This is a genomic window from Paraconexibacter sp. (genome assembly GCF_041602235.1).
Lineage (GTDB): Bacteria > Actinomycetota > Thermoleophilia > Solirubrobacterales > Solirubrobacteraceae > Paraconexibacter.
The window spans coordinates 1-10,311 of the sequence record NZ_JBFIGP010000123.1; the positions used below are offsets into that span (position 1 = coordinate 1).

At 72.7% G+C, this 10,311-nt stretch carries 9 protein-coding genes; 6 read left to right on the forward strand and 3 right to left on the reverse strand.

Going from position 1 to position 10,311, the window contains the following annotated elements:
- The 3 genes from ABYE80_RS11310 to ABYE80_RS11320 all read left to right on the forward strand — a co-directional run.
- On the forward strand, window positions 1-1,524 hold a 1,524-nt coding region (locus tag ABYE80_RS11310), incomplete at its 5' end, for a hypothetical protein (protein ID WP_372790382.1).
- Window positions 1,521-2,480, forward strand: a complete 960-nt coding sequence (locus tag ABYE80_RS11315) for a glycosyltransferase family 2 protein (protein WP_372790383.1) — start codon at window positions 1,521-1,523, stop codon at window positions 2,478-2,480. The genes ABYE80_RS11310 and ABYE80_RS11315, both read left to right, overlap by 4 nt.
- Entirely contained in the window at window positions 2,470-3,210 is a 741-nt protein-coding gene (locus ABYE80_RS11320; RefSeq protein WP_372790384.1) for a class I SAM-dependent methyltransferase, read from the forward strand. The genes ABYE80_RS11315 and ABYE80_RS11320 overlap by 11 nt, the downstream gene beginning before the upstream one ends.
- On the opposite strand, the gene ABYE80_RS11325 is transcribed toward ABYE80_RS11320, so the two are convergent.
- From ABYE80_RS11325 to ABYE80_RS11335, 3 genes are read right to left on the reverse strand one after another with little or no spacing between them, the layout of a single operon-like run.
- Entirely contained in the window at window positions 3,166-4,014 is an 849-nt protein-coding gene (locus ABYE80_RS11325; RefSeq protein ID WP_372790385.1) for a glycosyltransferase family 2 protein, read from the reverse strand. The genes ABYE80_RS11320 and ABYE80_RS11325 overlap by 45 nt on opposite strands.
- Entirely contained in the window at window positions 4,011-5,078 is a 1,068-nt protein-coding gene (locus tag ABYE80_RS11330) for an SDR family NAD(P)-dependent oxidoreductase (RefSeq protein ID WP_372790386.1), read from the reverse strand. Before ABYE80_RS11330 ends, ABYE80_RS11325 begins: the two co-directional genes overlap by 4 nt.
- 33 nt (window positions 5,079-5,111) lie before the next feature.
- Window positions 5,112-6,173: an NAD-dependent epimerase/dehydratase family protein gene (locus ABYE80_RS11335; protein ID WP_372790387.1), complete on the reverse strand. Its 1,062-nt coding sequence runs from the start codon at window positions 6,171-6,173 to the stop codon at window positions 5,112-5,114.
- Window positions 6,174-6,266: 93 nt separating this feature from the next.
- On the opposite strand from ABYE80_RS11335, the gene ABYE80_RS11340 reads away from it, so the two are divergent.
- The 3 genes from ABYE80_RS11340 to ABYE80_RS11350 form a co-directional block, all read left to right on the forward strand.
- A complete protein-coding gene (locus tag ABYE80_RS11340; protein WP_372790388.1) occupies window positions 6,267-8,690 on the forward strand; it encodes a glycosyltransferase family 4 protein in 2,424 nt (807 codons plus the stop codon).
- Window positions 8,691-8,732: 42 nt separating this feature from the next.
- The gene (locus ABYE80_RS11345; RefSeq protein WP_372790389.1) at window positions 8,733-9,713 is read left to right on the forward strand and encodes an FkbM family methyltransferase; all 981 of its coding nucleotides are present in this window, start codon (window positions 8,733-8,735) and stop codon (window positions 9,711-9,713) included.
- A gap of 6 nt (window positions 9,714-9,719) precedes the next feature.
- On the forward strand, window positions 9,720-10,311 hold a 592-nt coding region (locus tag ABYE80_RS11350; RefSeq protein ID WP_372790390.1), incomplete at its 3' end, for an MFS transporter.

Sequence of the window (10,311 nt, forward strand, 5' to 3'; positions counted from 1 at the left end):
ACCATGGTGCTGCTCGTCCCCGAGCCGATGCACCCCGTCGGGCTGTCGACGCTCGTGTTCGCGGCCGCCTCGATCGCGCTGGTCGCCATCCCCCGCCGGCCGGGCGTGGCGTGGCCGGTCCTCGGGGTCCTGCTGGCGTTCATGGCGCTCACGAAGGTCAACCTCGGGGCCTTCGCGGTCCTCGCGCTGGCGGTGGCGCTCGCCCTCGCCACGCAGACGGACACCTCGCGCCGGCCGGTGCGGTTCGCGATCGCCGCGCTGGTGCTCGCGCCGTTCGTCCTGCTGCTGCCCGACCTCGCCGATCGCGGCCCCTACAACCTGCTGGTCCTGCTGTGGGCCGGCACCGCCGGCGTCGTGGCGGTGGGCGTCGGCGTCGAGGTGCGGGCGGGCGACCGACGACTGGTGCGGGACGCCCTGGCGCTCGGCGGCGGTGCGTTCGCCGGCGCCGCGTTCGTGCTCCTGGCGGTGACGCTGCTGCTCGGCAGCTCGCTGAGCGCCGTCATCGACGGGCTGCTCGTGGAGCCGAGCAAGCTGCGCGAGGTCTTCGTGATCGCGTTCACGACCCCTGACGCGACCGTGTGGTGGGCGGTGGCGGCGGTCGTCGGCGCCCTGGCGGTCCGCCGGCGCCCGGACCGGCGGCTGCCGTCCGGCCCGGCCGGTGCCGCGATCCGCGGCGTCGCGGCGATCGCGATCCTCGCCGCCGTCGCGCAGGCCTCGCCCCTGACGTTCGGCCCGCCCTCGGGGCCGCTGCCGGTCGGTGCCCTGCTGCTGTGGCTGCTGCTCGTCCCCCCGACCGGGGTCGAGCGCGACCGCGAGACGCTCTTCGTCCGCACCGGCCTGGTCCTGCTGGCGCTCATCGAGATGCTGCAGGTCTACCCCGTCGCGGGAACCCAGGTCCGCGCGGCGAGCGTGCTGATGATCGTGCCCGCGGGCATGCTGCTCGGCGACGCTCTCGACGAACTGGCGGCCTGGAGCGCCCGCACCCAGGACCAGCGCGGACCCGGCCTGCTGGCCAACGCCTCCAACGGGGTGCTCGCCGTAGCCGTCGCGCTCGCCCTCGCCTCGATCGCCCAGCCGCTGACGACGTTCGTGCACACCTGGGGGGACTTCAAGCCGCTGGTGACCTCCGGCTCGAGCACCCTGCGGCTACCTCCCGGCCGCGCCGACGGCTTCGCCGACCTCGCGCGGACCGTCCGACGCGAGTGCCGTGCGCTCGTGACCTATCCCGGCTTCAACAGCCTCTACGTGTGGTCCGGCATCGCGCCGCCCACCGGGCTGAACGCGGGCACGTGGATGCTGCTGCTGGACGCCGAGCAGCAGCAACGTGTCGTGGATGCGGTGGCCGACGAGCCGGGCACCTGCCTCGTGCGCAACCCCAAGCAGGCGGAGGGCTGGCTGCAGGGCCGCCCGCTGCCCGACCGGCCGCTGGCCCGCTTCGTCACGACGCAGTTCGAGAACCCGCGCCCGTTCCTGGACGGCGAGTACGAGCTGCTGACCCGCATCGGGACAGGAGGCCCGCGATGACGTCCGCCGCGCCGCGGCCGCCCGTGATCTCGATCGTCGCGCCCGCGTTCAACGAGGAGGACGGCCTGCGCGAGTTCTGCACGCGCATGGCGCAGGCGGTCGCCGACGAGGACTACGAGCTCATCATCGTCGACGACGGGTCCACCGACCGCACGCCCGAGGTGCTCGCCGAGATCGTGGCCGCGGACCCGCGGGTGCGGGCGGCACGCCTGTCACGGAACTTCGGGCACCAGGCCGCCCTGACCGCCGGGCTGACCCTCGCCCGCGGGGAGGCCGTGATCTCGATCGACGCCGACCTGCAGGACCCACCCGAGGTCGCGCGCGAGCTCATCGCGCGCTGGCGGGCCGGCGCCGACGTCGTCCACGCGGTGCGCCACGTGCGACCGGGCGAGCCGCGGATGCGCCTGCTGGCGATCCGCGTGTTCTACCGCGCCTTCGGGCGCATCTCGGGCCTGGAGAACTACCCGGGCAACGCGGGGGACTTCCGGCTCATCAGCCGCCGGGCCCTGGACGCGGTCGTCGCGCTGCCCGAGCGCAACCGCTTCGTGCGCGGCCTGGTGTCCTGGGTCGGGTACCGGCAGGAGTCCGTGGAGTACGAGCGCGACGAGCGGTTCGCCGGGGTCTCGAAGTACCCGCTGTCCAAGCTCGCGCAGCTCGCCGCCGACGGGGTGATCTCGTTCTCGACGCTGCCGCTGCGGATCTCCTCGCTGGTCGGCATCGCCTGCTCGATCGCGGCCTTCGTGGCGATCCCGGTCGTCGTCGGATTGCGCCTGGCCGGGCTCTACGAGGTCACGGGCGTCGCCTCGATCCACATCCTCGTCCTGGGCCTCGGTGGCCTGCAGCTCACGTCCCTGGGCATCGTCGGCGAGTACCTCGCCCGCGCCTACGACGAGAGCAAGGCCCGCCCGACGTTCATCATCGAGTCGGTCACGGAGGCGCGTCCCGATGGAGCGTGACTTCTACGCCCACTACTTCGAGATCGAGGGCAAGCACTGGTGGTTCCAGGGTCGCAACGCGATCTTCACCGAGATCCTGCGCTCCGCGGGGCTGCCGCCCGCGCAGGACACCCGCATCCTGGACTTCGGCTGCGGCACCGGGGCGTTCCTGCAGCACCTCGACCGCTTCGGCACGGTGTCGGCGCTGGACGGCGACCGCTCCGCCGTGGAGTTCTGCCACGAGCGCGGACGCACCGAGGTCGGCTACGTGGAGCCCGGCGCTCCGATCCCCTTCGCCGACGAGACCTTCGACCTGGTCACGGCCTTCGACGTCATCGAGCACATCGACGACGACGTGGGAGCGCTGCGCGAGTTCCGCCGGGTCCTGAAGCCCGGGGGAACCCTGCTGGTGGCCGTCCCCGCCTTCATGCTCCTGTGGGGCGATCAGGACGAGATCTCGCAGCACAAGCGGCGCTACCGGCGCCCGGGACTGCACGATGCGATCACCCGGGCGGGGATGACGGTCGAGCGGTCCTCCTACTTCAACACGATGCTGTTCCCGCCGATCGCCGCCATCCGCGTGCTGCGCCGCCGCGTCCGCGGGTCCCGGTCCGACAAGACCGACTTCGCGATGGGACCCGACTGGATCAACGCGCCGCTCGCCAAGGCGTTCGCCGCCGAGGCGCGCTGGCTCGCGCGGGGCCGGTCATTCCCGGTCGGCGTCTCCGCCTTCGCCCTGGCCCGTCGCTGAGAGCGCGTCCGCCGAGCCGGCAGGCCGCGCGCCGGGACGGCCGGCTCGCCAGCGGTGGGTCGCGCCGCTGGCCCCCCGCCGGTAGTCGCCGCGACTCAGGTGGTGCTCCAGGAAGACCATCAGCACGACGAACGCGTAGCGGCTGCCCATCTCCTGCAGCTTCAGCTTGCTCACCCCGGTCTGCCGGTTGCGCCACGTGATCGGGGTGATCGCGTAGGAGTGCCCGCGGACGACCGCCTTGAGCGGCAGCTCGACGGTGAGGTTGAAGTGATGGCTCAGCAGGGGCTGGACCGTCTCGATGACCTCGCGACGGTAGGCCTTGAAGGCGTTGGTCGTGTCGTTGTAGCCGTGACCGAACAGGACCCGGATCCCGAGGTTGACGATGCGGTTCACGAGCAGCTTGGTCGACGGGTAGTCGATCGTCGAGCCTCCCGCCATGAACCGCGATCCGAACGCGCAGTCGTACCCGGCCTGCAGCAGGCGGTAGTAGCTGACCAGGTCCTCCGGGCTGTCGGAGAGGTCGGCCATCATGATCGCGACGGCGTCGCCCTCGAAGACGTCGAGCCCGGCGCGGACCGCGAACCCGAACCCGTTGCGGTACGGCGACCGCACGTAGCGCACCCGCGGGTCGGCGGCGGCGAGTCCGCGGATGATCTCGGCGGTCCGGTCCGCGGACGCGTCGTCGACGCAGACGACCTCGTGGTCGGTGATGCCCTCGGTGTCGAGCGTCTCCTGGATCGACCGCACCGTCTGCGCGATGGAGCCTTCCTCGTTGTGCGACGGGATGACGACCGAGAGCTTCACGAGGTCCACTGCTCCACGTTGTGGTCGTGGATCTCCTGCAGCACCTCGTGGATCCCGTAGGTCAGCGACCACTGCGGGTAGTCCGCCTCGAAGGCCGCGAGGTCCGACACCCACCAGCGGTGGTCGCCGATGCGGGCCTCGTCGGAGAGCGTGTACTGCAGCTCCCTGCCGCTGATCTCCTGGGACTTCTGGATCGCCTCGAGCATCGACACGTTGCTCCTGCGCCCGCCGCCGAGGTTGTAGACCGCGGCGGCCTTCGGCGCCTGGTGGAACGCGTGGAACGCGGTGACCACGTCGTGGCAGTGGATGTTGTCGCGGACCTGCTTGCCGTCGTAGCCGAAGATCGTGTACGGCGTGCCGGTGACGGTGCACTTCATGAGGTAGGCGAGGAAGCCGTGCAGCTGGGCGCCGGCGTGCTGGGGACCGGTGAGGCAGCCGCCGCGGAAGCAGACGGTCGGCATGTCGAAGTAGCGGCCGTACTCCTGCACGAGCAGGTCGGCGGCGGCCTTCGAGGCGCCGAACAGCGAATGGGTGCAGGTGTCGATGGACATCTCGAGGTCGATCCCGTCGTACCAGCGGTGCTCGCGCGGCAGTTCGAGGCGCAGCTCGTGCTCCTCGAGCGGCAGGAAGTTGGGGGTGTCCCCGTAGACCTTGTTGGTCGACGTGAACACGAACGTGGCGTCCGGCGTGTGCGTGCGCGCCGCCTGCAGCAGGTTGAGCGTCCCGGTGGCGTTGACGCTGAAGTCCGTGAAGGGCTCGCGGGCGGCCCAGTCGTGGGAGGGCTGCGCCGCGGTGTGGACGATCAGCTCGAGGTCGCGGGCGTGCTCGGCGACGACCCTGTCGATCCCCGCCTGGTCGCGGATGTCGAGCTCCAGCGCCGTGAACGACGAGCCCAGCTCGTCCTGCAGCCGCCGCGTGGTCGGAGCGGTCGTCGCCTCCGGGCCGAAGAAGTAGCTGCGCATGTCGTTGTCGATGCCGACGACGTCGAAGCCCTGCTGGACGAAGTGGCGGGAGGCCTCGGAGCCGATCAGGCCTCCGGAGCCGGTGATGATTGCGACGGGCACGGTGCGTTCCTTGGTCGTGGCGGTGCGGAGGTTCTATCCGAGAGCGCCCAGCACGAGCCGCTCGTTCTCGCTCACCCACGTGAAGATGTCGGTCAGGACGTCGCGGGGGGTCCTCTGCGGCGCCCAGCCGCCGTGGGCGCGCACGGCACGCGCGTCGGTGAGGTACACCCGGACGTCCCCGGGGCGGGACTCCCCGGCCGGCGTGACGCTCACCGACCGTCCGGTGATCTCGGCGCACAGCGCTGTCGTCTCGGCGAGCGACAGGCTGCCGGCACGGCCGCCGCCGACGTTGAAGGTGTGGCCCGCCCAATGCTGCGGGCGCAGGAGCTGGTCGTCGATCAGGTCCAGCAGGTCGTCGATGTGCAGCAGGTCGCGGACCTGCTTGCCCGTGCCGCCGTACCCGATGTACCGCAGGTCCCGGCCCGTGTAGTGCGACAGCAGCCAGTGGGTGAAGACGCCCTGGTCCACCTTGCCCATCTGCCACGGCCCGGCGATCACGCCGCAGCGGTTGACGACGATCGGCAGCCCGAACGTCTCCGCGTACTCCTCGCAGAACAGCTCCCCGGCGAGCTTCGTCGCGCCGTAGAGCGTCCGCGCGCCGCGGAGCGGGAAGTCCTCGCTGATCCCCTCGGCGCCGGCGCCGGGGACGGGCTGGTCGTCGTCCAGCACGAAGCGCGTGTCCTGCTCGGTCGTGCGCAGCTGCTCGAGGCCGGCCACCGGGTACACCCGGCTCGTCGAGAGGAAGATGACCTGCGCCTGCTGCCGGGCCGCCAGGTCGAGGCAGTGGTAGGCGCCCATGAGGTTGGTGTTGACGACGAAGTCGCCCTCTCCCTGCACCGCCGCCATGACGCTGGGCTCGGCCGAGCACTCGACGAGGGCGGTGAAGTCCCCGACCCGGGCGAGGTCCTCCGGGTGACGCACATCCGCGTGCACGAACTCGACCCCGGCCTCCTTGAGGCGGGGCAGGTTCAGCTCGCTTCCGCGACGGAAGAGGCTGTCCGCCACGACGACCTCCCAGTCGGGATGACGTCGGACGAGATCGAGCGCCACGCTCGACCCAACGAAGCCGGCACCGCCGGTGACCACGACACGCACCGCGAAAAGAGTGGCACATGCTCGCCTGACGGGTCGGTTGCGCCGCACGCGTTCGTGCTCGCCCGGACGCCCTCGACGTGTAGAACTCGCGGGGTGAGGCCCGTCGCTCTCGTCACCGTCTGCCCGGCGGACCGTCTTGCCGACGCCGTCGCGCTCGGCCGGTCGTTCCTCGACCACCACCCGGGCGCCGCCGTCCGGATCGTCGTCGCCGACGGTACGGAACCGATGCCGTCACCGGTCGACGGCATCGAGATCGTCGGCGCGCCGGACGTGGCCGGCGCGGCCGCCGAGGTCCTGGCCGCGGGGCACGAGCCCGTGGAGTACGCCCGGGCACTGCGGCCCTTCGCCGTGCGGGGCCTCGCGCGTCCGGTCGTGTGCCTGGACCTGGTCCCCCCGATCGACGGCCCGCTCGAACTGCCCGAGGGTGCGGCGGTCGTCGTCCTGGGTGCCGGTGAGGCGGACCCGCAGCGCGGGCCGCTGGTCCCGGGCTTCGTGGCGGTCGGGGACGGCGCGGAGGCCGACGAGGTCCTCGCCTGGTGGCGCGACCGCGTGGGCACGTTCGCCGAAGGTGACGACCTCCAGGCGGCGCTCGCCCGCTTTCCCGCGGTCACCGTCACCCACGAGGACCACCTGCGAGAGCTCGCGAGCCCCCCTGGCGACCCCACGCCCCCGCGCGACGGCGCCACCTATCCGTCGTCGCTGCGGCGCGACTTGAGTCGTCTCGGCGACGGCACCCCACTCGATCACCGGTTGCGGACCCTGTTCCGCCGGGCGATCCGCGACGGCGACCTCCAGGCGGGCCCGTTCACGACCGACGGGAGCGCAGCCTTCCTGCGATGGCTGGGGGAGGCCGACCCGCGCGCTGAGGCCGGGGGCGTGGCACGGGTGCTCGTGCACCTGTGGGAGGACCAGGAGGCGCTCCAGCGCGCGTACCCCAACCTGCAGGACGCGACGGACCGCGCCGGCTTCCTCGGCTGGGCGGCCCAGCACGGCGCGCAGCAGCTCGGCGTGCCAGCGGCGGCCGTACCCGACCTGCGGGACGAGACCGAGCGGCACGAACGCGCGCCCCTGGGCGTGAACATCGCGGGCTACTTCCAGTCGGAGTCCGGGGTCGGCGAGGCCGCCCGGCGGATGGTGGGGGCGCTCGACGCGGCGCGCATCCCGGTCCTCCCGATCCAGGGGGACATCGTGCCGCCCACACGCCGGGGCCACGCGTTCGGGTCGACGGCCCTGGAGGCCGCGTCGTTCGACGTCAACCTGGTCTGCGTCAACGCCGACGGGCTGCCCCGGTTCGCCAGCGAGGCCGGTCCCCGGTTCTTCGACGGGCGGTACACGATCGGCCTGTGGTGGTGGGAGCTGCCGACCTTCCCGGACCGATACCTCGAATCGGCCGATCACGTGGACGAGATCTGGGTCGGCTCGCGCTACGTCCAGGACGCGATCGCCCCCGCGGTCCCGGTGCCGGTCGTCCGGATGCCGCTCCCGGTCGTGGCGCCCAGCGTCGCCGCGGTCCCGCGCGCGGAGCTCGGGGTCCCCGAGGGGTTCCTCGTGCTGTTCGTCTTCGACTTCCACTCGGTGATGGAGCGCAAGAACCCGCTCGGCCTCATCACCGCGTTCCGCCGCGCCTTCCCGCCTGGCAGCGGCGCGTCGCTGGTCATCAAGACCATCAACGGCGAGCACCATCCGGCCGCTGCGCGACGGCTGGCCGAGGCCGCCGCCGAGCACGAGGACGTCCACCTCGTCGAGCGGTTCCTGTCCGCCGCCGAGCGCGACGCGCTGCTCGCCTCGTGCGACGCCTACGTCTCGCTGCACCGGTCCGAGGGGTTCGGGCTGACCGTGGCCGAGGCCATGGCGCTCGGACGGCCGGTGGTCGCGACCGACCATGGCGGCACGTGCGACTTCCTGGACGCCCGGTGCGGGTGGCCGATTCCCTACGACCTCGTCGACGTCGGACCCGGCAACGACCCCTACGACGCGGACGCGAGGTGGGCCGACCCCGACCTGGACGCGGCGGCGGACGCCCTCCGCGCCATCCGTGACGACCCCGGCGAGGCGGCACGACGGGCTGAGCGAGCGGCTCGCCGGATGCGTGAGGAGTACTCCGCGGAGGCGGTCGGCGCCGTGCTGCGCAAGCGCCTGGAGGCGTTGCGGCCGACGATCGACCAGCGCGCGTCGCGGACCAGCGATCCGGTCGTCGACGCGGTACGGGCTGCCCTGACCCACGCCCGGTCGCACACGGTGCACGAGCCGGGCGAGATCGTGCCGGAGGGCCTGAACGCCGTCCGGCGGTGGCTGCGGGGGCGGGTCACGAAGGCCGCGCGCCCGATCAGCGCCGACGTCCTGGCCGCGGACCGGGCGATCGTCGAGACGCTCGAGCTGGCGGTCGACGCGCTCGTCGCGGAGCTCGAGCGGTCGCGGACCGTGCAAGGCGCCCTGACCGCGTCGGTGCTCGCCGAGCAGCGTCGGATCGAGGCTGCGTTGCCGGCGCGCCAGGAGCAGCCGGGACAGGACGCCTGACCCCGCGCGGCGGGCACCGGCCGGACGGATACCCTGCCGCGCATGCGTCACCGCCGCCTCGCCCGTCTGCTCGCCGACGAGCTCGACTCCTCGTGGGACCAGCGGTCCCGCTTCGGCGTAGGGGGCAAGGCCGCGCGCTCGGCGCTTCGCCGGGTCGCCCAGCCGGTCACGAGCAGGCAGGCCCGGGTCGACGAGGCGATCCGGGCGACCCTCGATGAGCTGTCGCTGCTGGGCGAGCTGTCGAGCCTGACGCCGATCGACGCCCGCGACGCCGCCGTGCTCGACACGGAGATCGGGGACATGCTGTTCCACGCGGACGACAAGGTGATGACGCCGTGGGTGCGCGAGCATCGGGTCTGGGAGCCCGGGGAGACGGCGTTCCTGCGACGGACGTTGCAGCCCGGGCAGGTGTTCGTCGACTGCGGCGCCAACGTCGGGTGGCACGCCGTCCTGGGCGCGCAGCTCGTCGGCCCGGCCGGCCTGGTCGTCGCGATCGAGCCCGAGCCGCGCAACCTCGCGCTGCTGCGCGCCAACCTCTGGCGTCACGCGCCGGCGAACACGAAGGTGGTCCCGGCCGCGGCGGGAGCGAGCCGCGGCCTGATCGAGCTGCAGCTCGACGAGGACAACCGGGGCGACCACCAGACCCACCCGGTGGGCCACGGCCTCCCGGACCGCGCAGCCCGGCTCGTGCCGATGGTGCGGCTGGACGAGGTTCTCGGCGACACCCCGGTCGACATGGTCAAGATCGATGCCCAGGGGTTCGACCACGAGGTCTTCGCCGGCCTCCACGGCACGCTGGCGGCGAGCCCCGCCCCGACGCTGCTGATCGAGTTCTGGCTCGAGGGGATGGAGCAGCGGGGCGTGTCGGTCGATGCGACGCTCGCCGCATATCGAGGTGCCGGGTACGAGGTCGGGCTGCTCGCCGACGACGGGTCGCACCACCCGGCCGGGGACGACGAGGTGGTGCAGACCGCCGAGGACCTCGGCACGCGCTTCGTCAACCTCGTCCTGCAGCGCGCCTGAGCCGCGATGACCCCGGTGCGGCAGCGCCTGGCGCTGGTCGCCTGCATCCTCGGGTCGGCGATCGTCTTCATCGACTCCACGGTCGTCAACGTCGCGCTGCCCGCGCTCCAGCGCGACCTCGACGCCTCGCTGGCCGAGCAGCAATGGGTCGTGGAGTCCTACCTGCTGCTGCTCGCCTCGCTGGTGCTCACCGGCGGAGCCCTCGGGGACCTGTTCGGGCGCCGGCGCGTCTTCGTCCTCGGCGTCGCCGGATTCGGTGCGACGAGCGTGCTGTGCGCGCTGGCGCCGAACGTGGAACTGCTGGTCGCCGCGCGCGGCCTGCAGGGCGTCGCGGGGGCGCTGCTGGTGCCCAGTTCCCTGGCGATCCTGACCGAGGTGTACCGCGACCCGGTGCAGCGCGGTGCGGCGATCGGCACCTGGACCGCGGCCACCAGCGCCGCGATCGCGGTGGGGCCGCCGGTGGGTGGGGTGCTCATCGATCAGCTGTCGTGGCGGGCGATCTTCGCGATGAACGTCCCGATCGTCGCCGCCGCGCTCGTCATCGCGCTGCGTCACGTGCCGGCGCTCGAGCCCGCGCCGGGGCACTCGCGGCGCGTCG

Excerpts from the sequence above, each read along its gene's own strand:
- ABYE80_RS11315 (WP_372790383.1), top strand. The coding sequence starts at position 1,521 with ATGACGTCCGCCGCGCCGCGGCCGCCCGTGATCTCGATCGTCGCGCCC.
- ABYE80_RS11320 (WP_372790384.1), top strand. The coding sequence starts at position 2,470 with ATGGAGCGTGACTTCTACGCCCACTACTTCGAGATCGAGGGCAAGCAC.
- ABYE80_RS11345 (WP_372790389.1), top strand. The coding sequence starts at position 8,733 with ATGCGTCACCGCCGCCTCGCCCGTCTGCTCGCCGACGAGCTCGACTCC.